The 26,503-nt window shown below is 37.7% G+C and carries 25 protein-coding genes and 1 riboswitch; of the genes, 17 read left to right on the top strand and 8 right to left on the bottom strand.

The annotated features are described in order from the left end of the window. The first annotated feature begins 29 nt into the window (after window positions 1–29). Window positions 30–138: riboswitch (yybP-ykoY riboswitch) on the top strand. A gap of 86 nt (window positions 139–224) precedes the next feature. Continuing rightward, window positions 225–1,007, top strand: coding sequence for a TerC family protein (locus CEF22_RS12935; RefSeq protein ID WP_100403188.1), 783 nt, complete (start codon window positions 225–227; stop codon window positions 1,005–1,007). 60 nt (window positions 1,008–1,067) lie between these two features. Here the strand turns inward: CEF22_RS12935 and CEF22_RS12930 are convergent, their stop codons facing one another. After that, window positions 1,068–2,804 (bottom strand): B12-binding domain-containing radical SAM protein, encoded by a 1,737-nt coding sequence (locus CEF22_RS12930; protein WP_100403187.1) that lies wholly within the window; start codon window positions 2,802–2,804, stop codon window positions 1,068–1,070. A gap of 12 nt (window positions 2,805–2,816) precedes the next feature. Beyond that, entirely contained in the window at window positions 2,817–3,848 is a 1,032-nt protein-coding gene (locus CEF22_RS12925) for an acyltransferase family protein (RefSeq protein ID WP_100403186.1), read from the bottom strand. 98 nt (window positions 3,849–3,946) lie between these two features. Between CEF22_RS12925 and CEF22_RS12920 the strand changes: the two genes are divergently transcribed. Further along, window positions 3,947–4,438 carry a methylated-DNA--[protein]-cysteine S-methyltransferase gene (locus CEF22_RS12920; protein ID WP_100403185.1) on the top strand — a complete coding sequence of 164 codons (492 nt, stop codon included), beginning with the start codon at window positions 3,947–3,949 and terminating at the stop codon, window positions 4,436–4,438. A 75-nt stretch (window positions 4,439–4,513) separates the two neighbouring features. Here the strand turns inward: CEF22_RS12920 and CEF22_RS12915 are convergent, their stop codons facing one another. Further along, window positions 4,514–6,010, bottom strand: a complete 1,497-nt coding sequence (locus CEF22_RS12915; protein ID WP_100403184.1) for a PAS domain-containing sensor histidine kinase — start codon at window positions 6,008–6,010, stop codon at window positions 4,514–4,516. Window positions 6,011–6,153: 143 nt separating this feature from the next. On the opposite strand from CEF22_RS12915, the gene CEF22_RS12910 reads away from it, so the two are divergent. The 3 genes from CEF22_RS12910 to CEF22_RS12900 are packed head-to-tail and all read left to right on the top strand — an operon-like array spanning window position 6,154 to window position 9,911. After that, the gene (locus tag CEF22_RS12910; RefSeq protein ID WP_100403183.1) at window positions 6,154–7,734 is read left to right on the top strand and encodes a bifunctional metallophosphatase/5'-nucleotidase; all 1,581 of its coding nucleotides are present in this window, start codon (window positions 6,154–6,156) and stop codon (window positions 7,732–7,734) included. A gap of 22 nt (window positions 7,735–7,756) precedes the next feature. Then, complete coding sequence (locus CEF22_RS12905) at window positions 7,757–8,200, top strand: MarR family winged helix-turn-helix transcriptional regulator (protein ID WP_100403182.1); 444 nt, start codon at window positions 7,757–7,759, stop codon at window positions 8,198–8,200. 16 nt (window positions 8,201–8,216) lie between these two features. After that, window positions 8,217–9,911, top strand: a complete 1,695-nt coding sequence (locus CEF22_RS12900; protein WP_100403181.1) for a M3 family oligoendopeptidase — start codon at window positions 8,217–8,219, stop codon at window positions 9,909–9,911. 34 nt (window positions 9,912–9,945) lie between these two features. On the opposite strand, the gene CEF22_RS12895 is transcribed toward CEF22_RS12900, so the two are convergent. After that, window positions 9,946–12,072 (bottom strand): ATP-dependent Clp protease ATP-binding subunit, encoded by a 2,127-nt coding sequence (locus CEF22_RS12895; protein WP_100403180.1) that lies wholly within the window; start codon window positions 12,070–12,072, stop codon window positions 9,946–9,948. A 178-nt stretch (window positions 12,073–12,250) separates the two neighbouring features. Between CEF22_RS12895 and CEF22_RS12890 the strand changes: the two genes are divergently transcribed. Further along, window positions 12,251–13,273, top strand: a complete 1,023-nt coding sequence (locus CEF22_RS12890) for a YkvI family membrane protein (RefSeq protein ID WP_100403179.1) — start codon at window positions 12,251–12,253, stop codon at window positions 13,271–13,273. 36 nt (window positions 13,274–13,309) lie between these two features. On the opposite strand, the gene CEF22_RS12885 is transcribed toward CEF22_RS12890, so the two are convergent. Both CEF22_RS12885 and CEF22_RS12880 read right to left on the bottom strand, forming a co-directional pair. Then, window positions 13,310–13,918: a CPBP family intramembrane glutamic endopeptidase gene (locus CEF22_RS12885; protein ID WP_095479743.1), complete on the bottom strand. Its 609-nt coding sequence runs from the start codon at window positions 13,916–13,918 to the stop codon at window positions 13,310–13,312. 123 nt (window positions 13,919–14,041) lie between these two features. Beyond that, a complete protein-coding gene (locus tag CEF22_RS12880) occupies window positions 14,042–14,224 on the bottom strand; it encodes a YkvS family protein (RefSeq protein WP_094834870.1) in 183 nt (60 codons plus the stop codon). 239 nt (window positions 14,225–14,463) lie between these two features. Between CEF22_RS12880 and CEF22_RS12875 the strand changes: the two genes are divergently transcribed. The 4 genes from CEF22_RS12875 to CEF22_RS12860 all read left to right on the top strand — a co-directional run bounded on the left by CEF22_RS12875 (window position 14,464) and on the right by CEF22_RS12860 (window position 17,145). Next, window positions 14,464–14,634: a hypothetical protein gene (locus CEF22_RS12875; RefSeq protein ID WP_095479799.1), complete on the top strand. Its 171-nt coding sequence runs from the start codon at window positions 14,464–14,466 to the stop codon at window positions 14,632–14,634. A gap of 122 nt (window positions 14,635–14,756) precedes the next feature. Next, complete coding sequence (locus CEF22_RS12870; RefSeq protein ID WP_100403177.1) at window positions 14,757–15,023, top strand: phosphocarrier protein HPr; 267 nt, start codon at window positions 14,757–14,759, stop codon at window positions 15,021–15,023. Window positions 15,024–15,313: 290 nt separating this feature from the next. Continuing rightward, on the top strand, window positions 15,314–16,111 hold the full coding sequence (locus CEF22_RS12865; RefSeq protein WP_100403176.1) for an SDR family oxidoreductase: 798 nt from the start codon (window positions 15,314–15,316) through the stop codon (window positions 16,109–16,111). 164 nt (window positions 16,112–16,275) lie between these two features. Beyond that, complete coding sequence (locus CEF22_RS12860) at window positions 16,276–17,145, top strand: NAD(P)-dependent oxidoreductase (protein WP_100403175.1); 870 nt, start codon at window positions 16,276–16,278, stop codon at window positions 17,143–17,145. A 73-nt stretch (window positions 17,146–17,218) separates the two neighbouring features. On the opposite strand, the gene CEF22_RS12855 is transcribed toward CEF22_RS12860, so the two are convergent. Next, a complete protein-coding gene (locus tag CEF22_RS12855) occupies window positions 17,219–18,373 on the bottom strand; it encodes an aminotransferase A (protein ID WP_100403174.1) in 1,155 nt (384 codons plus the stop codon). 92 nt (window positions 18,374–18,465) lie between these two features. Between CEF22_RS12855 and corA the strand changes: the two genes are divergently transcribed. Both corA and CEF22_RS12845 read left to right on the top strand, forming a co-directional pair. Further along, window positions 18,466–19,461, top strand: a complete 996-nt coding sequence (corA, locus tag CEF22_RS12850) for a magnesium/cobalt transporter CorA (protein WP_100403173.1) — start codon at window positions 18,466–18,468, stop codon at window positions 19,459–19,461. A 121-nt stretch (window positions 19,462–19,582) separates the two neighbouring features. Then, the gene (locus tag CEF22_RS12845) at window positions 19,583–20,485 is read left to right on the top strand and encodes a chemotaxis protein (protein WP_095479749.1); all 903 of its coding nucleotides are present in this window, start codon (window positions 19,583–19,585) and stop codon (window positions 20,483–20,485) included. Window positions 20,486–20,555: 70 nt separating this feature from the next. On the opposite strand, the gene CEF22_RS12840 is transcribed toward CEF22_RS12845, so the two are convergent. Next, window positions 20,556–21,026, bottom strand: coding sequence for a YkyB family protein (locus CEF22_RS12840; protein WP_100403172.1), 471 nt, complete (start codon window positions 21,024–21,026; stop codon window positions 20,556–20,558). A gap of 129 nt (window positions 21,027–21,155) precedes the next feature. Between CEF22_RS12840 and CEF22_RS12835 the strand changes: the two genes are divergently transcribed. The 5 genes from CEF22_RS12835 to fadH all read left to right on the top strand — a co-directional run bounded on the left by CEF22_RS12835 (window position 21,156) and on the right by fadH (window position 26,478). Beyond that, window positions 21,156–22,682, top strand: a complete 1,527-nt coding sequence (locus CEF22_RS12835) for a Ppx/GppA phosphatase family protein (protein ID WP_232726117.1) — start codon at window positions 21,156–21,158, stop codon at window positions 22,680–22,682. A gap of 30 nt (window positions 22,683–22,712) precedes the next feature. After that, entirely contained in the window at window positions 22,713–24,803 is a 2,091-nt protein-coding gene (locus CEF22_RS12830) for an RNA degradosome polyphosphate kinase (protein ID WP_198508069.1), read from the top strand. 89 nt (window positions 24,804–24,892) lie between these two features. Next, window positions 24,893–25,246, top strand: a complete 354-nt coding sequence (locus CEF22_RS12825) for a fluoride efflux transporter FluC (RefSeq protein ID WP_100404007.1) — start codon at window positions 24,893–24,895, stop codon at window positions 25,244–25,246. Continuing rightward, a complete protein-coding gene (locus CEF22_RS12820; protein WP_198508068.1) occupies window positions 25,246–25,578 on the top strand; it encodes a fluoride efflux transporter FluC in 333 nt (110 codons plus the stop codon). The genes CEF22_RS12825 and CEF22_RS12820 overlap by 1 nt, the downstream gene beginning before the upstream one ends. A gap of 129 nt (window positions 25,579–25,707) precedes the next feature. Beyond that, window positions 25,708–26,478 carry a 2,4-dienoyl-CoA reductase gene (gene fadH / locus CEF22_RS12815; protein WP_198508067.1) on the top strand — a complete coding sequence of 257 codons (771 nt, stop codon included), beginning with the start codon at window positions 25,708–25,710 and terminating at the stop codon, window positions 26,476–26,478. Window positions 26,479–26,503 lie beyond the last annotated feature (25 nt).

Genomic DNA, 26,503 nt, shown 5'->3' with positions numbered 1-26,503 from the left:
TAGATGTACAAACAACTGAACCTTCGTTGACGTTAGTCAAAGGGGAGTAGCCGTTAGGTAGTTAGCTACCTAGAACAAAGTCGTCATTTCATGGATTATTATCCATCGGCTTTGTTGGCATGATGGAAGATCATGCTCAGCGAGACCTTTGCCTTTTTGGGCAAAGGTCTCGCTTTTTGTTGTTTAGTATTTAAACCAACACACTATTGGAGGAGATTACATTTATGGATGCAGCATTGTTACTCGAATATGGCTGGGTGTTGCTTGTTCTAGTCGCTCTAGAAGGGATTTTAGCCGCTGATAATGCGATTGTTATGGCAGTTATGGTAAAACATTTACCGAAAAAAGAGCAGAAAAAGGCGCTGTTTTACGGATTGTTAGGTGCATTTATTTTCCGTCTTGCTTCTTTATTCCTTATTTCGTTCTTAGTGAATATTTGGCAAGTTCAAGCAATTGGAGCTATTTACTTACTGTTCATTGCCATTAATCATCTATATAAAAATTGGAAGCATAAAAATGGTATAGAAAGTCATGAAATTAAGGAAGCAAAAGGCTCTTCTTTCTGGATGACTGTGTTGAAAGTAGAAATCGCAGACATTGCATTTGCGATTGACTCAATGCTTGCGGCGGTTGCTTTAGCTCTAACGTTACAGCCAATTGGCACATTCCAAATCGGTGGAATTGATGGCGGTCAATTTATTGTCATGTTCCTCGGCGGATTTGTCGGAGTTGTCATTATGCGATTTGCCGCTACTTGGTTCGTTCGCATATTGCAAAGTTACCCTTCACTGGAAACAGCTGCTTTCTTAATTGTTGGTTGGGTAGGTGTGAAGCTAGCTGTCTTTACTTTAGCTCATCCTAAAATTCAGATTCTTGACGAGCATTTCCCAGAATCTACTGGATGGAAGCTAACCTTTTGGATTGTGTTAATAGGGATTGCATTGGGAGGTTACTTATTTGCTAAAAAGAAAGGCCCAGTAACTGAACAAACAGAGGAATCTCATTAAGAGAATAGTTAGTTTTACAAAAGGGTGTGATGCCGAATTTTCGGAATCACACCCTTTAAATTATGAATGACGATCTATGAAAAAGGCATGTGGTTGACCGCTAGCAGGTTCAAAATAAACGAGTAAATGATTATTTTGTTTTACCCACTGCCCATTTTGATGAATCATCGTTAAGTCTTCAATGACTGTATGTTTGTATAACTCTTTTTCCGTTAGGCCAAGGGCAACAAAGTCGTGACCGAGACGTTCAGGCGCTTGTAAAATTTCTTGGTACAAAAGTGACCGCTCTTTTTTATCGAGTGTCGGTATCCACCAAGGTTTTCTCGGCTTGTATCGTTGATTCACTAAATAATCATATTTCATTAAGCTTTGAATATCACCGATGTTTGCGACGTTTGAGGCAGTTAAAAACTGTACTAGTCGTTCAAATAAGTTCTCTAATTGATGACCGATACGTTCCCATCCTTGTTGCTCCCAATAAGCACCGAAAGATTGAAAAAAGTCAAAAGGTGTGTCGAACGTATTAGTAACTAAGTATTCAACTGTTTCATCCATTCGGTGGTCATTCCAATATTTCTCAAGCACATCTTCTACTTGTTTAATTTTCACCATGTCAGCAAATGACAGAACATTATTGTGTAAGATTTCATAAGGGGAATGATCCATATAAACGTAATCATGCTCCTGTGCTCGTAGACGTAAACCAGTGCCACGTAGCATCTTCAAAAATCCAAGCTGTAGTTCCTCAGGTCTTAATGCAAACACATCATTAAATGTTTGGCGGAAGGAAGAGTAATCTTCTTCCGGAAGACCAGCGATTAAGTCGAGATGCTGATCAATTTTTCCTCCTTCTTTCACCATCGTGACAGTTCTTGTTAACTTAGACCAATTTTGTTTACGCATGACGAGCTCATTGGTGGCATCATTTGTCGATTGAACACCAATCTCAAAGCGGAATAGTCCCGCTGGTGCATTGTCATTTAAAAATTGAATGACTTCCGGGCGCATAATATCCGCTGTAATTTCAAATTGAAACACGGTTCCGGGAAGGTGCTCATCAATAAGAAATTGGAACATTTCCATCGCATAGCTACGACTAATATTAAAGGTCCGATCGACAAATTTAATTGTTTTTGCTCCGTGAGCCATTAAATAGCGAATATCGTCTTTAATTTTTTCACGGTTGAAATAACGAACTCCTACTTCAATAGAGGATAAGCAAAATTGACAGCGGAACGGGCAGCCGCGGCTCGTTTCAATATAAGTCACGCGCTTCGATAATTGCTCTCGATCCTCCTCAAAACGAAAAGGGGATGGAAGCTCGCGTAAGTCTAGTTTATTACGTTGTGGGTTAATGTTCGGCTTGTGATCTTTCCGGTAGCCGATGCCGTGTACGTTACTCCAATCTTTATCTCCGCTCATTTCATCAAGCAGCTGTTTAAATGTTTCTTCGCCCTCTCCGATCACAATAAAATCTGCTTGAGGGATGCGTTCGAGCCAATATGGCACATCATAGCTCACTTCTGGGCCGCCTAAAATGATGATCGTGTCAGGCAACACTTTCTTCATCATTTCAACGACTTTAATCGTCTCTTCAATATTCCAAATGTAGCAGCTAAAGCCTAAAATATCCGGCTGCTTTTTATAAAGATCTGTTACAATATTAATGACAGGGTCTTTAATCGTGTATTCAGCAAGCTCTACCTTATAATCGGGTTCAGCAAATGCTTTTAAACAACGAATCGCTAAGTTCGTATGAATGTATTTTGCATTTAATGTACTTATGACTACTTTCATTGAATACTCTCCTTATTGCTTTTCTGAAATTTTTTGCGAATCATATTTATCGCGAAAGATCTTTTTAAACTTGGACCATCTTGCTTCAATAATAGGCTCGGTGATAGTTGTAATAATAGATGACGATAACAACATTGTTAACAGTAGAGAAACTGTTAATAATAAAATAATTGATTCTGTCCCATCTTGAAAGTCGCTATCGCGAAAGCTTTTTATAATGAAGCCATGTAGTAAATAGACATAAAGCGTATTTTTCCCCCAAGCGGTGAAAAAGAATTTTTTCTTCGGTACAAAAGCAAAGAAAGCAGCGATCATGATAAAGTTTAATACATAAAGAATGGTTCGAATGATCACTCCTTCTCCGTTTGTCACTTCAAGGTCAGCGTAAGAAATAGATCCGAAAAACCAATTAAAATCAAAATCTGGATGCGTATAAGCACTAAAAAAGATCACTATCGCACTTGTGAGTAAAGCTATTTTCACGATGTTGTTTGATAGTAATTGGAAATGCTCCTTTTTCAAATAATAGCCGACTAAGAAAAATGGAAAAAATACAAAGGTACGTCCAAAGCTGAGGACATCTAAGTGATCATTCAGGCAATTAACAGTGATTCCAGTGACAAAGGTCAAGATAAGTAGGATAGGAGCTGACAGCTTGAGCCATTTCACAAAGATTAGCAGTAAAATGTTCCAAAAGAATAAGCTAAGCAAAAACCATAAAGACCAATGCGGAATCAATAAATCGATCTCAAATGAACGAGTTTCATACAAATAAAAATAAAAGATAGAATAAATAACTTGAAAGGTCAAAAAGGGCAATAAAATCTTTTGAGCTATTTTTTTAACATAGCCTTGTTTATAAAAGCTTTTCGCAAAAAAACCAGAGACTAATACAAATGCAGGCATATGAAACAAATAAATGCTGGCGTATAAAGCAAAAATGAGTGAATTGTCACTAATATACGAGCGAAGAAAATGACCAAAAACGACAAAGAAAATTAAAATAAATTTTGCATTGTCGAAGTAATAATCTCTTTTAGACATTATGCATCACCTTTTGAAAATGGATTATAAACACATCCTTGCATTATACATGATTTTTATTTTGTCTGCTAATACAATCTGAGAAAGAGGTGCGGAGCATGGAAAAATTATTTACACATATGGAGAGCCCGATTGGCCCCTTATCGATTGTGAGGAATGACAAGGGGATTTGTGCCATACGGTTTTCAATACTAGAGGAAGAAGAGGCGATTGTCTTTCAGCCGAGCGACTCATTGTTAGTGGAGGCGGTTCATCAATTGGAAGAGTATTTCCAACAAAATCGCACGAGCTTCGAGCTACCAGTGGATATAAAGGGAACAGACTTTCAACAGTCTGTTTGGGAAGCTTTACGACATATTCCTATTGGCGAAACGAGATCTTATAGTGAGATTGCTGAGCAAATCGGCAATAAAAAAGCGGTTCGTGCTGTCGGACAAGCTAATAGAGCGAATCCTGTTCCCATTATCATTCCGTGTCATCGAGTGATCGGAAAAAATCAGTCATTAACAGGTTATGCCGGAAAGGAAATTGACAAAAAACGAGAGTTGTTGAAAATAGAAGGGGTTTTATCTCGCATTAACGGGCAGTAAGGCCTCACTGATTGAAGTTTCACTTTATAAAAAAAGGGGTGTCTCGGAAGCCGAATGGCTTGAGACACCCTTTGATCATTCGTTAGCAGGCGTTTGCAGTGGAATGGAAATGGTGACGGTTGTACCAAAACCAAATTCACTTTCGATTTCAATCGTTCCATCAAAGGAGTCGATGATTCGTTTACAAACGACCAGTCCAAGGCCCGTTCCATCTTCTTTGGAGGTGAAGAAAGGTTTAAATAATTGATCGTGTTTTTCTTTTTCAATTCCCGGCCCATTGTCCGTGACTGATAACTGGCAACTATTTTCTCTTTTTAATATCGTTAATCGTAGCTCGCCACGGTTATTCATCGCTTCGAAGGCATTTTTTGTTAAATTCAAAATGACTTGTTTCATTTGGTCGATATTGACTTTTACCCAAATTTCTTGTTCGGGCAAAGTGAATTTATAGTCAACAGAGTACAAATTAGCTTCTGAATAAATTAATGGGTTTAAGTCAGAAATAATATCCTTCATATCTACTATGCTAATTTTTTGAGCAGTTGGTTTTCCTAGTATTAAGAGCTCACTAACGATTTGATTAATACGTGCCACTTCTTTGTTAATGACCGAAAAATAAAATTCATCTTCCTGGTCATTATATTTCTCATTTAACAATTGAACAAGCCCTTTAATACCAGTTAATGGATTTCTGATTTCGTGAGCTGTACTAGCTGCTAATGTTCCGATTAATTCTAGCTTTTGCGTTTCCTGTTGCATTCTTTCGAGATTAGTTTGTCGTTTGAGCATCATATATTTAATGAATAAATAAATAATGTGTAATATGACAATAAAGACAACTGCGAATAGGAATGTATATCCGACAAAGTTATTGTTTTTTTGTTCGTCCGTTGTAATCACTAAATTCCAAGGGAGCTGAGAAAGTGGATACTTAAGAGAAAGTTCATTTTTTGAAGCTTCAGGTCTTTCGTTAACAGAGAATACAGGGATTTGCTTAGCATTTTCAAAGAAAATTGAATGCTCTGGTGTCAGTACTTTCATAATATTTTTCATATAATCTAGGCGAATATGAGAGACGATAATAGCTTCTACTTGTTCATTTTTTAAAACAGGTGTAGCAACAGCAATAACCGCCTGATTATTTGAAAGAGTTTCAACTTCCTCGGACACAGCAGTATCTTTTGTTAATAGTACTTCTTTAATATATTGTTTATCTCTTAAATTGTATTGCTTTAAATAATCATTTGTTCCAACAAATAAATTCCCCTCGAAATCAAGTAAATAAATGCCTCCATAACGAGGATCTTGATTAGCCATTTTTTTTAATATGTTTTGTACTTTATCTAAATTGTTCAGATCTTCTTCAATGCTAACAGCTAGTATATCTAAACTTACTGTTGTTTCACTAATGAATTGATCCATTTGGTTTTTATGCAAGCTGGCGATCCATTCTAGCTCTTTGTTGTGCTGTTGACCGGCTCGATTAGAAAGGAAATCATAAAAGCCGATAATCGCTAAAATAGAGGGGAGAATCACGACAAATATATATATAAATCTTCCATGTTTTTTCATTGATTTTCGTCCTTTAAAAGAGTCATTCTTTTATATTATAACAAAAAAACTGTCATTTCCCGAAATAAGTTGTAGATAGGTGAAATTTTACATGAAATGATGGTTTAATTAAGGAAGAAAAACAAATAGAGAGAAGGGGTTAAATGGCTGATGTGAAATTGATTATTTTAGAAACAAGCGACTTGCATGGAGCGATGCTTCCTATTCAGTATAGCTCAAACACACAGGCTGACATTGGATTATCTAAACTGGCTTCTTATCTTAAAAAAGTAAAAAAGGAGCATGAACATGTATTAGTCATTGATAATGGAGATTTCATACAAGGCACTCCTTTAGCTAGCTATTATTTTCATATGTTGAGACAAGAGATGCATCCGATGATTGTAGGAATGAACCATTTACAATATGATGCTACTGTTTTAGGCAACCATGAATTTAATTATGGGTTGGATATTTTAATAAAAGCAGCGGATGATGCTACGTTTCCTTTTTTAAGCTGTAATATTTTAAATCGCGAGACGAGTGATCCATTTTTTGGTGAACCGTATATCATTAAAACCTTTTCATCAGGAATAAAAGCGGCGGTTCTTGGCGTAACGACTCACTATATCCCCAATTGGGAAAAGCCGGCGTATATTGAAGGACTATTGTTTGAAGATGCGGTTACGGCAACGTCTAAATGGGTTAAGCATATTCGAGAAACAGAAAAACCAGATATTATGATCGTTTCCTACCATGGTGGATTTGAAGTGGATTTAGCTACTGGTGAAAGCATTGAACCAGTTGAAAAAGGAGAGAATCAAGCGTATCGTCTGTGCACGGAGGTAGAAGGAATCGATGTGTTGCTCACAGGGCATCAGCATCGTCAAGAACAGCAAATGGTCAATGGGGTAGCGATTGTTCAACCGGGATATAATGGGGCAGCGATTGGTCAAATAACAGCGGAATTTGTGAAAGATAATGATCAATATAAGTTACAACAAGCGACACCTGAAACGATACTAGCGGCAGATTTAGAAACTGATGAGCGACTTGTAGACCTCATAGAATCTTATGAACAAGGAACGCAAAAGTGGCTAGATGAAGTGCTTGGTACAGTAGAAGGAGATATGATCATTCAAGATCCTTTTCAAGCGAGATTGGCAGAACATCCAATGATTGAATTAATTAATAAAGTACAGATGGAAGCGGCAAATGTCGACATTTCTAGTACGGCTCTTTTTCATAATGGTTCACCGGGTTTACCTCATAACATTACGATGAGAGATATTGTGGCTAACTATGTTTATCCTAATTCGTTGGCGGTGATTGAAGTAACAGGGGAGGAAGTGAAGCAGGCGTTAGAGCGCTCAGCTTCTTACTTTACGCTCATTGATCATAAGCCAGCTGTCAGTGCAGAATTCTCATATCCGAAGCCACAGCACTATAACTATGATATGTGGGAAGGGATTGAATACACGATCGATCTCACGTGTCCGCCAGGCAGTCGAATAACCGAGGCGACCTATCGTGGGAAACCGCTTCAGAGTGATCAATTATACACAGTGGTTATGAATAATTACCGTGCAGGTGGGGGCGGGGATTACTTGATGTTTAAAGGGAAAAAGGTTATAAAGGAAATACAAACCGATATGACGGAGCTTCTTTCCGCCTATATTCGTAAACGTGGAACGATAACAGCGGAAGTGAATAACAATTGGACAGTTATTACTCCTTCCGTGTAAGTAAAGAAATGAGTGGGAAAGTATGAATGATGAAAAAAGCAAGCAATCTTTGAAATTATTTATTGTGTTATCAAGGGCGACGAAAGTGATCAACGAACAAGTGAATGAATACATTTATGAGTCAGGGTTAAACCCGACAGAGTTTGCTGTGTTAGAGTTGTTATATCATAAAGGCCCTCAGCCATTGCAGCAAATTGGCAATAAAATTTTAATGGCAAGCGGTAGTATTACATATGTGGTGGATAAGCTAGAGAAGAAAAACTTGCTTGCTCGTAAAACGAATGAGCAAGATCGCCGGGTCATCCATGCGGAAATAACAGATCAAGGTAGACAGTTTATTGACGAAATTTTCCCTCAGCATGAAGAGAATATTCATCAATTAATGAACGTATTATCAGAGGAAGAAAAAGAGATGGCGATTGCTTTAATCCGAAAGCTAGGAGTGTCGATTAAAGATCTATCGTGAGAAAGAGAGGATAACGATGAAGTTTACCGAGTATGTCTATGAACGACCAAGTATTGAAGAAGCAGCGATTCAAACAGATGAATTGCTTCAACGTTTTGCAGAAGCACAGACAGGGACTGAACAGATTGACCTATTAAGTAAAATCAATCAAATCAGAAATCGTATGAGCACGATGGTAGACCTTTGCTACATTCGCTATACGATTGATACGACAGATGAATTTTATCAAAAAGAACAAGCTTATATGGATGAAATGTCACCGAGAATGGAAGAGATCTCGTCTAAATTAAACCGAGCGTTGCTTGCTTCTAGCCATCGTCCTGAACTTGAAAAAGCGTTAGGGAAGCAATTGTTTGCAACAGCGGAAGCGCAAGTGAAAACCTTTTCTAAAGACATTCTTCCTTTGCTTGAGAAAGAAAACAAGCTGTCTTCGCAATATACTCAACTGGTCGCTTCGGCCCAAATTGAGTTTAATGGCGAAACGCTTACGTTAGCCCAGCTAGAACCTTATGCAGAAGTCGCTGATCGCACGCTCCGTAAACAGGCAGTGGAAGCTCGCTTTGCTTTTTTTGCTGAGCATGAAGCACAATTTGACGAGCTGTATGATCAATTAGTGAAAGTTAGAACGGAAATTGCTCATAAGCTTGGATTTAAAAATTTCACTGAACTTGGCTATTATCGTTTAAATCGAGTTGATTATGATGCTTCGATGGTCAAAGGCTATCGAGAGCAAATTAAACAGCATATCGTTCCGTTAGCAACAAAATTAAGAAATGAACAGAAAAAGCGAATTGATGTGGACTCTTTAAAGTTTTATGATGAGGCGTATCGATTTACGACGGGGAACGCTAAGCCAAAAGGGGACGCTGATTGGATTATTAAAAATGGTAAGAAAATGTATGAAGAGCTATCACCTGAAACAGCGGAGTTCTTTCAGTTTATGCTCGATCGTCAATTGATGGACCTTGAAGCGAAAAAAGGGAAAGCTAGTGGTGGGTATTGTACGTATATGCATGATTACCGCTCGCCATTTATTTTCGCCAATTTTAACAGTACATCCGGAGATATTGATGTATTGACTCATGAAGCAGGACATGCTTTTCAAGTGTATTGTAGTAGAGACTTTTCTGTACCTGAATACTTATGGCCAACGTATGAAGCATGCGAAATTCATTCGATGAGCATGGAGTTTTTCACTTGGCCGTGGATGGAACTGTTTTTCAAAGAAGATACGGAAAAGTATAAGTATGCTCATTTAAGTGAAGCGATCTTATTTTTACCTTATGGGGCAGCTGTCGACGAATTCCAGCATCGAGTGTATGAACAACCGTCCCTTACACCTGCAGAACGAAAGCAAGTGTGGAAAGAAATCGAGAAAGAATATTTGCCGCATCGCGATTATGATGGGATTCCTTATTTAGAAGCGGGTGGTTTTTGGCAACGTCAAGGCCATATATACGATGTGCCTTTTTACTATATTGACTACACGCTTGCGCAAGTATGTGCTCTTCAATTTTGGAAGCGAATGGATGAGGATCGAGAAGCGGCATGGAAGGACTATGTGGCGATTTGTCAAATCGGAGGCAGTCTCTCTTTTACTGACATCGTTGCAAGAGCGAATTTAATCTCACCTTTTGAAGAAGGATGTATTGTCTCTGTGTTACAGCCAATTGAGAAATGGTTAGAAGAAGGAAGCGACAAAGTAAAATAACAAAAAGTGCCCTAGCTTGGGCACTTTTTTTAGATTACGCTATGATTTTGATTTGTTCTTCTTCCATCACTGCTTGCAACTGCTTCACTTCTGGATGATCTAAAATAAAGTCAGCGATGCGATCTTCTAATTGTTCTTGAATGACGCGGCGTAATGGGCGAGCACCGAATGCCGGATGGTAGCCGAGTTCACTTAACTTTTGTTTCGCTGCAGCTGAGACTTGCAGTGTCATTTGTTGTTCTTGTAAGGTGTTATTTAATTCTGCAAGCATTAAGTCAACGATTTGTAATAAGTGATCTTTATCAAGCGCTTGAAACTCAATGATGTTGTCAAAGCGGTTTAGAAACTCTGGTTTAAAGAAACTGCTTAAAGAATCTAAGATCGAGTTTTCATTTGGAACAGCATTCTTTTCAAAGCCAACTGTGACTGATTTATTTGCCACACCAGCGTTGCTTGTCATAATGATGACCGTATCTTTAAAACTGACGGTTCTTCCTTGACTATCTGTTAAGCGACCATCTTCAAGAATTTGCAAAAACATATGCTGTACATCAGGATGAGCTTTTTCGATTTCATCTAGCAAAATAATGTTGTATGGGTTACGGCGAACTTTTTCTGTTAATTGTCCAGCTTCTTCGTGACCGACATATCCTGGAGGAGAACCAATTAACTTCGATACACTATGCTTCTCCATGTACTCACTCATATCAAGACGAACCATTGCGTCTTTTGATCCGAATAATTCTTCTGCTAATGTTTTTGTCAATTCTGTTTTGCCGACACCTGTTGGCCCGACAAATAGGAAGGAGCCAATCGGGCGTTTTTTTGATTTTAACCCGGCACGACTGCGACGAATGGCTTTCGCTACTTTTTGAACAGCTTCTGCTTGGCCAATTACTTTCTTTGCAAGATTTTCTTCTAAATGTTGCATTTTCTGCTGTTCATCTTGCTGTAGTTTCCCAACAGGAATACCTGTTTTTTGTTCGATCAAGTGTTGAATTTCTTCCACGGTCACAACAGGTCGTTCTGTTGATCCTTCTGTTTGATTCAATTGCTCTTCTAGTTTCATTTCTTCATCGCGAAGTTTCGCCGCTTTTTCGTATTCTTCTTTTTGTAGAGCCACTTCTTTTTCTTTCGATAGTTCTGTTAGTCGCTGTTGGATCGTTTCTGTATCTTGCGTGTTAATCGTTAAGTTTAATTTTGATCCAGCTTCATCCATTAAATCAATCGCCTTATCCGGAAGGAATCGATCATGGATGTAACGGTGAGAAAGAACAATGCACGCTTCAATCGCTTCTTTCGTAAAAGTGACTTCATGGAAATCTTCGTATCGTTTTTGCAACCCTGTTAAAATATCGATCGCTTCTTCAACAGATGGTTCATTGACTTGTACCGGTTGGAAGCGGCGTTCGAGTGCCGCATCTTTTTCGATCTGTCGGTATTCTTTTAATGTTGTCGCTCCAATTAATTGAAGTTCCCCGCGAGCTAGTGCTGGTTTTAAAATATTTCCTGCATCCATTGAACCTTCTGTAGAGCCAGCTCCGACAAGTAGATGGATTTCATCGATGAAAAGAATGATGTTTTTATGATGTTGCAGTTCTGTAATTAATTGTTTCATTCTTTCTTCAAATTGACCACGAACTCCTGTATTGGCAACGAGTGAGGCAACATCAAGCAAGTAGACTGTTCTGCCTTTTAATTTAGCTGGTACGTCGCCTTCTGCGATTTTAAGGGCAAGCCCTTCAGCGATCGCTGTTTTTCCGACCCCTGGTTCCCCGATTAAAACGGGGTTATTTTTATTGCGGCGATTTAATACTTCAATAACTCGTTTTACTTCCTGCTCACGCCCGATGACTGGATCAATAATACCGGCTCTGGCCATATTCGTTAAGTTTCGGCCGAATTGGTCAAGAAAGCCGTTGTTGCTGTTGTTTGTCTCTTTTGGTGGTACGTTCATTTGCGCTGCTTTTTGAGTGCTAAATTCTTTAAAGAACTCATCCATCGGTAAGTGTCCAAATCCTTGTGAATGAAAGGACTGACCAATGGCTTGTTTATTTGTTTGATAGCATGTTGAGCATAAGAGCATCTGCTTCTCTTGACCGTTCACATTCATTCGTAATTGAACATTCGCTCTTTTTTGTTGACAGTTTTGACATAACATTTGATTTCAACCCCTTTATTGTTTAGTTTTGACTTTGACTATCTTTGACCTTATATCCGTATTATACTTTGACCTTTTTTGACTTTCAAGAGTTTTGTTTGGAATCTCTGCTTTTTTCTTCTTAATATTAATTGACAAGCATAAGGTGAAGTAACGGCGAAGAAGTGAGGGATGCATAGTGAGAACTTGGAGCGGTGCCTGCCAGGTAGCAGCAGTTTATGTAGGGACTGTAATCGGGGCTGGTTTTGCTACCGGTAAAGAAATTGTGCAGTTCTTTTCACAATTTGGCTTTTACGGATTAATTAGTATTGTCATTAGCGGATTGTTATTTACTTTTCTTGGAGCGAAATTGATGATCACAGCTATTGAATGGAAGGCTTCTTCCTTTGAAGAATTTAATCAATTTCTTTTTGGGAAAAAGTTAGGAAAAGTTGTGACAGCTATACAGTTTATTATGTTGGTTGGCGTTCTAGGGGTAATGCTTTCAGGGGCTGGTGCTTTATTTGAAGAAAGGTTCCACTGGCCAGCAAATGTCGGCATTGTTTTAACGATTTTTGTTGGATTTTTAATTATGACGAGAGGGATACAAGGGTTGTTAGCTGTGAATGTATTTGTGGTTCCACTTATGCTGTTATTTCATTTTCGACTAGCAACAGAAGCGGTGGCTAGTCCTTCTTTTTTTGAGAGCCTATTAGTAGGTAAAGATGACGGTTGGACATGGAAAATGTGGACAGCCCCTTTTGTTTATACAGCTCTTAATTTAACGCTAGCACAAGCGGTATTAGTTCCACTTGCTTATGAAATCAAAGACAAGCGGATGATCAAACGAGGCGCTTTTCTTGGAGGAGTAGCTTTAATGCTACTGTTGATGGCCAGCCATATTAGCCTTGTTCAAATAAAGGATTTCACTTCATATGAAATTCCGATGGCAAAGGTAATAGAGGTATATATGCCGACTTTTCATTATATATATGCGATCTTAATCTATGGGGAAATATTTACTTCAGTGGTCGGAAATGCTTATGGACTGAAGCAACAGCTAGAGAGAAGGGTGAAGTGGGAGCCAAGTGTTCTTTTTGCGGGCATCTTTACGAGTGGATGGCTCCTTAGTCAAATTTCCTATAGTACGTTGTTAGCTTTTCTATATCCGCTGTTTGGATGGATCAGTCTAGTTTTTCTGTTATTATTGTGGAAAAAATAATAAAAGCAGACGGTAGACGCCTGCTTTTAGTTATTGTTAATGAAGTGGAAGGAAAATAATTAACAATAAATCAAACACTAAATGAGAAATAATTAATGTTGGGATGCTACGTTTCCAAGCGTATAAAGCTCCCCAGAACAAGCCAGCTACTAAAGCGGCAAGCATCCATACGATTTTTTCAGAATATATAAAGATGGACGCATACAAAGACGCACTCACTAATATCGCTGTTAAATCATTAAAATGGTTGGAAAGACGCTTCTGAATAAATCCTCGCCAAAATAATTCCTCTCCAGGAATAAACACTAATAAAAGCACGATATAGTGCCAAGAAAATTGTGGAGAGTACCATTTATACATAGAGGTCACTTGTTTTTCTAGGGAAAAAGGGAGAATTGGGAGCAACAAATGTCCAATCCAAAATAAGAGATACAGAAGAAGCCCTGATAACAAACCATACTTAATAAAGCTAGTTGTCTTTTGTTTATCATCAATTTTTTCATTTATGATTACAAAACTAATGAAAAAAAGGTTTGCAGCTGTATATATGTACCAAAATATATCACGGTCAGAAAAAGTAATATAAAGCAAAATATGCGCTAGTACAAGGCTGACAGCTAACCGCCAATCTTTAAGAACTGTCATTGTGTCAAACTCCTTTCTTTACTACAGCCATTATTTTAACAAAAAGCGGCTTAAATTGTAATGAATAAGTTTTGACAGAAAAAAGTCTGCCCCGGGGGACAGACTTTTTTAGTAGATTGTATATTATGAAAAATTAACAATGGTGTAATTTTTATGATTGACGACCGTTTTCTCTTCTAGCTCTAAGTCATCGAAATTATCCATAATCGTTAAATCGACGATCACCGAATTTTCATTTACTTTTTCAACGATCCCTTGTAGACCATTTTTGAATTCAATGATATTACCAACTTCTGCTTTCGTCATCTTTCTGTCTCTCCTTCACGTATAAATATAGAAAAGGTTATTCCTTGTGTGTTTCTTGACGTTTGATCATAATCTTTTTAGAATTACCTAGTAGAATGAAACCGATAGTCATTATTCGATCATTCAAGAGTATTACTTCACAGTTTGCCTTATTTTTGTAAAAGAGTAAAGAGATATGTATAAATTTATTTAAAATTCTGAAAGGGGTGACGACGGTGACGATAGAAGAGGCTTCAAATATGTTAGATCAATTAAAAAATGGCGAGATCGAGCACTTTCAAATAAGTAAAGAACAGTTCCTTAGCTTTCAACATGTACTAGTGAGTAGAGAGGACTTTAAGCATTTTCGAGGTGTTGCTCAACGGGGAGGCTCTGTCATCTATTATTATTTAGAGGAAGCGAGAAGTTAACTTGATTATCATATTCTCAATAAAAAGGCAATAATCATTTTTCTAACTAATTGCACATAGGACGCTTTTCTTGTAATGTAATGCTACATCTATTTTTTATACAAAAAGGAGTGAAATGAGAAATGGTGGAGAAACAATTTACCGTCACAGCAGAAACGGGCATTCATGCACGTCCAGCTACTTTATTAGTTCAAACAGCTAGCAGATTTTCTAGTGAAATTGCGCTAGAATTTAAAGGGAAGAAAGTGAATTTAAAATCAATTATGGGTGTTATGTCGCTTGGAATTGGTCAACATTCCAAAATCGTGATTAGTGCAGAAGGAAGCGATGAGCAAGATGCTTTACAAACGATTAATGATGTATTGAAAAACGAAGGATTAGCAGAATAAAATAGGTTCAATCATCTGTTTGTATATGTTTATTTAAGAAAAATGAGGGTAATGTATACATAACAGCTCATGAAATAGCTGAAACCATAGTTTCATTCTCATTTTTCCCTTATTTGATCGAAGCTGCCTTTTAAGAGGGCTTGTCACCGATACGAATATCTTAATAGATATCGTTGTTCGGAGTTAGCCTTCTTTATTAGAGGCAGCCCTTTTTGTTTAGGACAAAAAAGAATAATAACTGAAAGAAAATTCAAATTATATTATAATGGTTAATGTAACATTAGGAAAGGATGGGGTTTTTTTTGAATATTTCTTTTGAAGGAAAGACAGCGTTGATTCTTGCCTCTAGTCAAGGGTTAGGTCGAGCGATCGCTGAAAAATTAGCACAAGGTGGAGCTAATATTATGCTAGCGAGCCGTAATGATGAGAAGCTGAAAGAAGTAAAGGATCACTTGCAGAATGAGTCGTCCGGAAAAATCGAGTATGCTACGTGCGACATTACGAAAGTGGAAGACATTAAACAGCTAGTTGAACGAACAGTATCGACATTTGGCACGATTGATATTTTAGTCAATAATGCCGGTGGGCCACCTGCTGGATTGTTTGAAGATATGACAGATGATGATTGGCAGCAGGCATTTGAATTAAATTTATTTTCCTATATTCGTGCCATTCGCGAAGCATTGCCTCACTTAAAGAAACAAGGCGGAAAAATTATTAATATTGCTTCTTCATCGATTAAAGAACCAATTGCTGGACTGATTTTGTCGAATACATTTCGCACAGGAATTGTCGGGCTGTCTAAAACATTAGCAGAAGAATTCGCTCCACATCAGATTTTAGTCAATACAGTAGCTCCAGGAAGAATTGCGACTGAACGTGTGCGCCATCTAGATGAAGTGAACGCGAAGAAACAAGGGATTTCAGTGGAACAGCAAGAGGAACGGATGAAAAAGAAAATTCCTCTTGGTCGTTACGGTAACCCTGAGGAGTTCGCTAATGTAGTTGCTTTTCTCGCTTCAGATGCCAATACATACGTAACAGGAAGTAGTTTTCTTGTAGATGGTGGAATGGTGCGTTCTATTTAAAAAATAAAAATCGCATAAGGTATGTTTAAAGCTGCAGGGGATTGGGAATATTGTAAATAAGCATGATTGATTGGAGATTCTCACTCACAACCCCCTTTTTTGGGACCTGCTAAATGGCAGGTCTCTTTTTTTATGGTCTTATTTCAGTTAAAGGTGGAGAGAAAATGAAGAAGAAAATAGGTTTTATCGGCACGGGCGTTATGGGGAAAAGCATGGCACGCCGTTTGTTGCAAGCACAATATCCACTGTACATTTATACACGTACAAAAGAGAAAGCGAAGGAACTGCTTGATCAAGGAGCTGTTTGGTGTGAACACCCTGCAGAAGTTACAAAGCAAAGTGATGTTATCTTTACGATCATTGGAGAGCCAAAAGATGTAGAAGAGGTGTATCTTGGCCGTGAAGGGATTCTTGCTGCTAGTCGAGTGGGACAAATCGTCATTGATATGACTACTTCAAAACCAAGCCTGGCGCAACAAATTTATTTGAAGGCGAAGGAAAAAGGAGTATTTGCGTTAGATGCTCCAGTTTCTGGTGGAGATACTGGCGCTAAAAATGGTACTCTCGCGATTATGGTCGGTGGAGATCGAGGAGCCTATGAAAAGGTGTTGCCTATTTTTGAAATCATTGGACAAAATATTGTGTATCAAGGAGAAGCGGGAGCCGGTCAACATGCGAAAATGTGTAATCAAATTGCCATTGCGACCAATATGATCGGTATTTGTGAAGCATTGCTGTACGCGCAAAAAGCGGGGTTAGATCCAGAGACGGTATTAAAAAGCATTTCTAGTGGAGCGGCAGGCAGTTGGTCATTGTCGAATTTAGCTCCGCGTATTATAAAAGAAGATTTTAAACCCGGCTTTTATATTAAACATTTTATTAAAGATATGAAAATCGCTTTAGAAGAAGCGGAGAAAATGGAGTTGAACTTACCGGGGCTTGCGATGGCTAAAGAAATGTATGAACAATTAGCTTCAAAAGGAGAAGAATTGAGTGGAACACAAGCATTAATTAAGTATTGGCGGGAAAGTTGAACATATAAAAAAGCTGACCAAAAGAAATGAAGATAGTACTTCGACTTTTTACGGTCAGCTTTTTCATAATGTTTTATTTTTGTTTATTCATAAATACTTCGATACGATCTAATCCTTTTTGAAGCTGTTCCATTGAGCAAGCGTACGAGAGTCGGAAGTAGCCTTCCCCATATTGAGAAAAGGCACTGCCAGGAACGACAGCGACTTTTTGATCTGTTGCTAATTTATAGCAGAAATCAAACGATGTTTCTTTTACATATGAAGGGATTTTAATAAAAAAGTAAAAAGCCCCATCTGGTTTTACCACTTCAAAGCCGAGAGAGGATAAACGTTCATATACATAATCACGTCTTTGTTTATATTGATCTCGCATCGGAAGAGCATCATCAATCCCTGCTTCGACCGCTTCTAAAGCTGCCATTTGTGCAACGGATGAAGCACATGATACGTTATATTGGTGAACTTTTAATATATGCTTGGTGATCATTTCAGGCGCAAATAAAAAGCCGATTCGCCAGCCTGTCATTGCGTGAGATTTGGATAAGCCGTTTAACACAATCGTCTGCTCTCTTAAAAAAGAAGCGATCGATACGTGAGGGCGGTCATAAGTTAACTCGCTATAAATTTCATCCGCAATGATAAAAATATCCTTCCCACGCACTAAATCAGCAATAGCTTTTAATTCTTCCTTTGAGAGACTAACACCTGTTGGATTAGACGGATAAGGTAAGATAATGGCTTTCGTTTTTTCACTAAGTGCCGGACGGATTTTGTCAGCGGTTAGCTTAAACTCACTATCGCGTGTATCAATCGTTTTTAAATGAGCGCCACACATATGAATAATTGGTTCGTAACCTGGATAAACAGGACCAGGTAGAATCACTTCATCTTCGGGAGAAAGGATCGTCCGTAACGTGATATCGATCGCTTGGCTAGCACCAACAGTTACGATGATCTCCGATTCCGGAGAATACGTTAAAGCGTATTTCTTATGTACATAATTCGCTGCGGCTGTTCGCAGTTCAATGTAGCCTGCATTATGAGTGTAAGTTGTATAATCGTTTTCAATCGCGTTTATTCCTGCTGTTTTCACATGTGCCGGAGTAGGAAAGTCAGGTTGTCCGATCGTTAACGAAATCATATCTTTCGTTCCACTTACGAGATTAAAAAATTTGCGAATGCCTGATATTTGAATATTTTTAACTTTTTCGTTAATGCAATGTTCCAAAGAGAATCGCCACCTTTCTATTATGTATGCTATTGTATCATTGAAAAGAGCTTTGCGGATAATCAAAAAGAGAGAAGGCTTGGAGAGACAAAATGATTAGAACTTGTGTGTTAACAAAAGATGGTGAATTAATATACGACTTGTCTTTACCGCAAATCAACAAAGAAGAGCTAGAATGGTGCTGGGTTGATTTTGCCGAGCCAACTGATGAGGAGCAAGAAATCTTTAGTCACGCTTTTCAATTTCATCCATTGGCGATTGAGGACTGTCTCGATAAGTTAGTCGGTCGTCCTAAGCTTGATTTTTACGATCAGTATTATTTCTTTCTTGTTCATACTTTAGATCCAAACACGTATAAAGCGAGAGAGGTGGATGTGTTTGTCAATGATCGGATGATTGTTACTTTCCATAACATTTCAGCTCCAGAATTGAATTATGTATGGGAGGAATTAAAAGGAGTAGAAAAGCTGAGACAAGGTCCAGTATTTATTTTGCATCGGCTCATTGATCGTTTTGTCGACGAATTCTTTCCCCTTGTCTACCAGATTGAAGATCAATTGAATAGAGTAGATGAGGAAACAGATACTTATTCAGGGAATGAATTAATTGATCGCTTATTTGATATTCGTCATGATATGGCAAAATTAAGACAATCCATCTTTCCGATGAGGGATCTTGTTTATCGAGTATTAAATTCAACGAGGCTAGAGTTTATGAATGATCATCAAATTTATTTCCGGGATGTGTATGATCATTTATTAAAGCTGGCTGAAATGCTTGAATCCTATCGCGACTTTTCCTCCGATTTACGAGATAATTATGTGTCAGTCAATTCGAACAAAATGAATAATATTATGATGACGTTGACCGTCATTACGACTATTTTTATGCCATTGACATTCATAGCAGGAATTTACGGAATGAATTTTAATTATATGCCTGAGCTCCAGTATCGCTACGGTTATTTTATTGTCATTGGTATGATGTTCATCATTGCTCTGTTTATGGCATTTATGTTTAATAAGAAAGGTTGGCTACTCATCACTAAAAAACAGAAGAAACCTAGAAGGAAAAGGACGTTTAAATAAAAAAGAAAAGGGTTTTGTTAATTTTTTTTAAAAATAATGTTAATAAATATAAAAATTTTTACAGGATACGTCGAAACAAATCATGATATAGTAAAATAAAGAATAGGAGGACGAAAGCCTTATGAATCATGAACAAGGAATTTTATTAGAAAGTGGTACAAATGAACTTGAAATTGTTGAATTTGAAGTGCAAAATAATAAATATGGAATAAATGTCATAAAAGTGAAAGAGATTATCCAACCTTTGCCAATAACGTTGATTCCTCACTCACATGAACATATTGAAGGTGTGATTCAACTTCGGGGAGAAGTGCTTCCTGTTATTAATATGGCAAAAGTTCTCGGGGTGCCGATCGTAAAAGATGACTCAAATGATAAGTACATAGTGACTGAGTTTAATAAGCAAAAAGCAGTATTTCATGTTCAAAACGTGACGCGTATTCATCGAATTTCCTGGGAAGATATTGAAAAGCCGTCTGACATGTATCAAGGAGGTAACAACCAAGTTATTGGTGTTGTTAAGGTGAATGGTCAGATGATCCTTCTACTTGATTTTGAAAAGATTATTTTAGATATCAATCCTGAATCAGGTATACATGTGGGGCAACTTAAGCAATTAGGAGCTAGAGAGCGCTCGACTAAAGGTATTGTTGCTGCAGAAGATTCCCCGCTATTAAGGAAATTACTTCATGATACCTTATCTGAAGCTGGATATGAAAATGTTGAGTTTTTCGAAAATGGAAAACTGGCTTTTGATTACTTAGAGTCTATTGCAGCGGAGTCTGATATTACAAAAAAGGTTCAGCTAGTGATTACTGATATTGAAATGCCGCAAATGGATGGCCATCATTTAACAAAAAGAGTGAAAGAGCACCCAGCATTAAAACAACTTCCTGTGATTATCTTCTCTTCATTAATTACGGAAGACCTTCGCCATAAAGGAGACGGAGTTGGAGCAAATGCTCAAGTGAGTAAGCCTGAAATTGCTGAATTAGTGAAAAATATTGACCGGTTAGTGTTGTAAGAGTTGAAATAAAACAAAAACACCGGTTGCGATAGCCGGTGTTTTTTGAAGAAAGTATTCGCTGTTTCGGTTAATAAGATTGACCAAGAGGTTTAAAAACAGGTTTTTTGTATCGTTTCTTACTAGAGGAAGAGTTGGTTTGTTTTTCCTTCATGCCAGTGTAGGCTTGAAGAATTTTCTTAGCTTCCATTAAATTCATGCTTGAGCGAGGGTTTCGTGCTTTTTGATCTAAGTGACCAAAATGAGGCAAGTTATGAAAATCCTCCTTGCAAGGTGGCATATGAAAAGTGTACTCTCCGCAAGTCACGAGTACATCAGATTGCTGTTGACTGTTTTTTGGATTGTTAGAAAAGTGTAAACCAGTTTTTTTGGCTCGACCTTCCTGTATCATTCTAATTAATGCTTTTTTCTTCAATAAGTATAAAAATTTCGGGTTTATTGCTGTTTTAGCGTGCCGATTGACAGTAAAGATTGCTTGAGCGAGGTTCACAGTTGATGGAGAATGAGGGAGAGATTTATTGTGACTGTTTAGATTATTCAATGAAAAGACTCCTTTCGTACTATTTTTTCATTATTATATCTCGTTTTTTTCTTTATGGAAAGGGAATCCCATGTTTTAACTCATATTTTTTCGTGAAAAATAGATTTAAAAAAGAGAGTAGTGTTGCAAATGATTAAAAATAATAAAATCTCCATTATCGATATCGGTTCAAACACTGTCCGTTTGGTTATTTATAATCTTAGTAATTCTGGGTTTGAAGAAGTGGAAAACGTAAAGGCTCCGATTCGTTTAGGAAGGTATTTAGATGAAAACAAATGGCTATCTGAACAAGGAATCCGAGCTTTAAAGGATGTATTACATAGCTTTAAAGAATTGTTAGATAGTTACGGTGTTTATGAAGTCGATTGTACAGCCACTGCTGCTGTTCGCCAAGCAGCGAACAGGGAAGAAGTGCTACAAGAAATTAAAGAAGAGATCGGCTTTGATATTCGAGTTTTGTCTGGTGAAGAAGAAGCTTATTACGGCTTTACTGCTGTGACTCAAACAGTGGATCTTGACTCTGGGTTATCGATTGATATTGGAGGGGCAAGTACGGAAATTACTTATTTTGAGAATCGACAATTAATCGAATCGCATAGCTTTCCTTTTGGTGCTGTGACGTTGAAGGAACAATTTCTTAAAGGGAACGGTATGTCAGAGCAGGAACAAAAAGAACTGATCTCGTATATTAAAGGTCAATTTGCTGAATTTCCTTGGATTGAAAACAATGAAGGGTCGATCGTATCTATTGGAGGAAGCGGCCGAAACCTTGCAAATGTAGATCAAATTAAAAGAAATTATCCATCACTAGGTGTACATGGTTATGAAATGTCAGTGGAAACGATTAAAGAATTGCGAAATGAATTTTCTAATATGTCCTATGAAGAACTAGAAAAAGTAGATGGCCTTTCTAGAGAAAGAGCAGATCTGATTTTGCCGGCGTTAGAAGTATTTTATCAATTACTGTTACATTCTAAATCTAAACAAATGATCATCAGCTCTAGAGGGTTAAGAGATGGGGTGATCATGGAGAAGTTATTGAAGACAAAGGCACGAACAGGACGAGAAGCGAAAGAACAGGGAACCAATCGTCTATTACATAGTTATCAAAAAAATGAACAGGGCTCCGAGCAAGTTGCTATGCTAGCCAATCAATTAATAGCACAAATAAAAGAAATAAATGTGATACATATAAGCAAAGAGGATGAGTGTCTTGCTCATCAAGCAGCCTTATTGTTTTATCTTGGAGAATATATTTCAAGTAGTTCAAAAGGTCCTAATACATTCTATCTATTAACCAATTCCATCTTTGATGGGTATTCACATAAAGAAAAAGTAAAAATCTCGATCATGGCTTCTTTCACTAACAACTCAGCTTTTAAACAAAATATAGAGCTATATAAGAATTGGTTTACGAAAGAAGAATTTCAACAAATGAGAGAATTGGGAGCTTTACTTAAACTGTGCTATAGCTTAAATAGCACGAAAAGAAATGTGGTAGAAGAGATTCAAGTTTGTCAAAAAGATGGTACAATGGAATTAAATGTTTTTTGTAGCAAAAACTACTTAGCCGAGCAATACCAAAGTGAAAAACAAAAAAGACATTTAGAAAAAGCTTTACAGTTACCTATTCAACTCATTTTTATTAGACAATAAAAAAAGAAGGTGCAAATAATGGGGGAAAACATGAAAACTGATTTATCAAGTCCACAATATTATAATAATCGAGAACTAAGCTGGCTAGCTTTCAACGAACGAGTTCTGCAAGAATCGTCGGATCATCAAAATCCATTGCTTGAGAAATTGAAATTCCTTGGAATCTTCAGTTCGAACTTGGATGAGTTTTTTATGGTACGCGTAGCTGGATTAAAGGACCAAGTGAAAGCAGGCTTTAATAAGCCGGAGAATAAAGCTGGCCTAACACCAAAACAGCAGTTAAATTCAATTAGTCAAAAGACACAAACTTTAGTTCAGCGTCAATATGAAGTATTAAATAAAGAAATTTTCCCTGATTTGAATAAAGAGGGTTTTCATTTAGTTCCTGTAGAAAAATTAAATAAAGAGCAACTGGAATTTCTTCAAGAGTATTTTGATAATGAGATTTTCCCGGTATTAACACCGATGGCCATTGATGCGTACCGTCCTTTTCCGATGCTACTAAATAAAAGTATTAACTTGCTTGTGATGCTAGAAAATGACGAGCCAGATGCTGAGGGTGATCGCGTGGCAATTGTTCAAGTACCTTCTGTGCTAGGACGAACATTACAAGTGCCAGCTGCGGATGGTGAGTATTACTACGTATTACTTGAAAGTGTATTAGAGTATTTTGTAAGTAGAATTTTCAAGGGTTTTAAAGTGAAATCAACCAATATTTTCAGAATCACACGTAATGCTGATTTAACGATTCATGAAGAGGGAGCTCGTGACCTTCTACTTGAAATTGAAAAAGAATTAAAAAAACGTAAATGGGGATCAGCTGTTCGCTTAGAGATAAAGGGAGAAGATTTAGATCAAGAGGGGCTTGATTATTTGCTAGATGAGCTAGAAATTCATCATAAAGATGTATACAAAATTGATGGCCCACTTGATTTAACATTCTTATTTTCATTTGTGAAGAAGCTACAGGATATTCGTGAAGATCTTTCTTATGAAACATTCATTCCGCAGCCGCCATTTGATTTACACTCTGGAGAGGATATGTTCGAGAAAGCGCTGCAACAGGATTTGCTTTTCTATCACCCGTATGAATCCTTTGAGCCAATTGTTGAATTTGTTTCACAGGCCGCAGATGATCCGACGGTGTTAGCAATTAAACAAACGCTATATCGTGTGAGTGGAGATTCACCTGTAATCGAAGCATTAAAACGAGCAGCGGAACAAGGGAAGCAAGTTACGGTGCTTGTTGAATTAAAAGCGCGTTTCGATGAAGAAAATAATGTTCATTGGGCAAAAGAGCTTGAAAAGGCAGGCTGCCATGTTATTTACGGCATGCATAACTTGAAAACTCACAGCAAAATTACTCTCGTTGTTCGTAAGCGCAATGGCAAAATTGAGCGATTTGTTCATTTAGGAACAGGGAATTATAATGATCAAACAGCAAAATTATATACGGATCATGGTCTAATTACATCGAAAAAGAAATTCGGTATAGATGCAACGAACTTCTTTAACTATTTAAGTGGTTATACAGAAAAGCCAACCTATAATCACCTTGTGGTGGCTCCTTACAATATTCAAGAGGAATTTATTCGTTTAATTGATGAAGAAATTGCTTGTCATAAGAAGCATGGAAATGGGCATATTATGGCTAAAATGAATTCCTTAACAGATAAAACATTAATCATGAAATTATATGAAGCTTCTTGTGCAGGTGTGAAAGTAGAATGTATTATTCGCGGCATTTGCTGTCTTCGCCCGGGAATTCCAGGTGTTAGTGAAAATATTCGCGTGACAAGTATTGTCGGTCGCTTTTTAGAGCATAGCCGTATTTACTATTTCCATCATAATGGAGAAAGTAAAATGTACTTGTCCTCAGCTGATATGATGACACGCAATATGATTAAACGCGTGGAAATATTATTCCCGATTTTTGATGGCGTATTAAAGCATCGCATCGTTCAATTTTTAAATTTGCAGTTAAGTGACAATGCGAAAGCTCGCTATCAAGATAATGAAGGTAATTATCATTACGTTGAACGTACAGAAGGAGACGTAGTGATCGACAGTCAAGCGGAAAGTTTAAATGCGGTTTATCGCATTCGTGAGGACGAAGAGTAAGCAGTTTTCATTCGACAAGAGCCAGATTTCCCACTAAGTGTCATGCTTAGAGGTGGGGAATCCGGCTCTTTTAAATGGAAGGAGTTTATATGAATATTTTATTTGTCGCTGCTGGTGGAGCGATTGGAGCTGTATTTCGTTATTTATTAAGTGGATGGAATGAAAGTTTTTTTTCCTTTGGCACCTTGTTTGCTAACATTATAGGCAGTTTTGTTTTAGGGATGATTACCGCTCGTTTTATAAGCAAAAAAATGAACAAAAAAGATTCGCTTTTTTATGGTACAGGGCTGTGTGGAGGATTTACGACAATGTCTACTTTTTCTAAGGAAGCTGTGGAGCTATGGCAAACCGATCTGTTGCTAAGTGTATCTTATGTGATAATAACCGTAGTTGCCGGTATACTAGCTAGTCTAGCTGGATTAAAAGTAGGGAGGGGAGCATAATGGATATTTTATTAGTAGCGATTGGTGGAGCGATTGGAGCGGCTGGCCGTTATTTGATTAGCTTGCTAGTTGTTAATACGAATAGTCCTTTTCCGCTTGGTGCTCTTATTGTTAACTTAGTAGGTAGCTTTTTACTTGGATTTACTGTTTCTCTCTCAACAAATGATCAATGGCTCCTTGGAACTGGTGTATTAGGCGGCTTTACGACGTTTTCAACATTTAGTGTAGAAGCGGCAACATTATACAAGAAAAGTATTTCTCTTTTTATCGTGTATGTGTTGCTTACGATCCTTGGTTCGATTTTGTTATTTAGCTTAGCCTTCTCATTGTGAAAGAGAAGGCATACACGTAAAAAAGTGAACAATAAATAAAAATAATTGAACGATATATTGTCTGAATATTCAGAAGTATGTTAGTATATAAATGAGTGATTATTCATTCATTAAACAAAGGATGGGGGAATGACGTTGAAAGATAAAGTGGTGATCGTGACTGGTGGTTCTAGTGGGATGGGAAAATACATGGCAAAGAGGTTTCTAGAAGAGGGAGCAAAGGTAGTGATTTCTGGTCGCAGTGAAGATAAGCTACAGGCTACTAAAGAAGAGATCGATACAGGAGATGGCCGTTTGTTAACTGTATCGATGGATGTACGTAACCCAGAGGATGTGCAGCGGCTAGTAGAGACGACTAGTCAACATTTTGGGACCATTGATCATCTAGTGAACAATGCGGCTGGAAACTTTATTGTTCCTGCTGAAAAACTGTCCGTAAATGGATGGAATTCGGTTATTGATATTGTGTTGAATGGAACATTTTATTGTTCTAGTGCGGTGGGGAATTACTGGATTCAACAAGGAATTCAAGGGAGTATAATTAACGTTGTCGCTACGTACGCATGGAATGCCGGCGCTGGTGTCGTTCATTCAGCGGCTGCAAAGGCAGGCGTTTTATCCATGACGAGAACGCTAGCAGTTGAGTGGGGGCATAAGTATGGTATTCGAACGAACGCGATTGCTCCAGGTCCAATTGAACGCACAGGAGGAGCGGATAAGCTATGGGAGTCAGAAGAAGCGGCGAAGCGAACGCTTCAAAGTGTCCCACTTCGTCGATTAGGAACACCAGAGGAAATTGCTGGTTTAGCCCTTTACTTATTTTCTGATGAAGCGGCTTATATAAATGGTGAATGTGTAACAATGGATGGTGGACAATGGTTAAACCGTTATCCATTTTGATAGTGAGTAAGAACCATCGTTAAAG

Origin of the sequence: Bacillus sp. FJAT-42315 (genome assembly GCF_002797375.1) — a bacterium.
Taxonomy (GTDB): domain Bacteria; phylum Bacillota; class Bacilli; order Bacillales; family Domibacillaceae; genus Bacillus_CE.
This window is presented reverse-complemented; position numbering and strand designations above follow the sequence as displayed.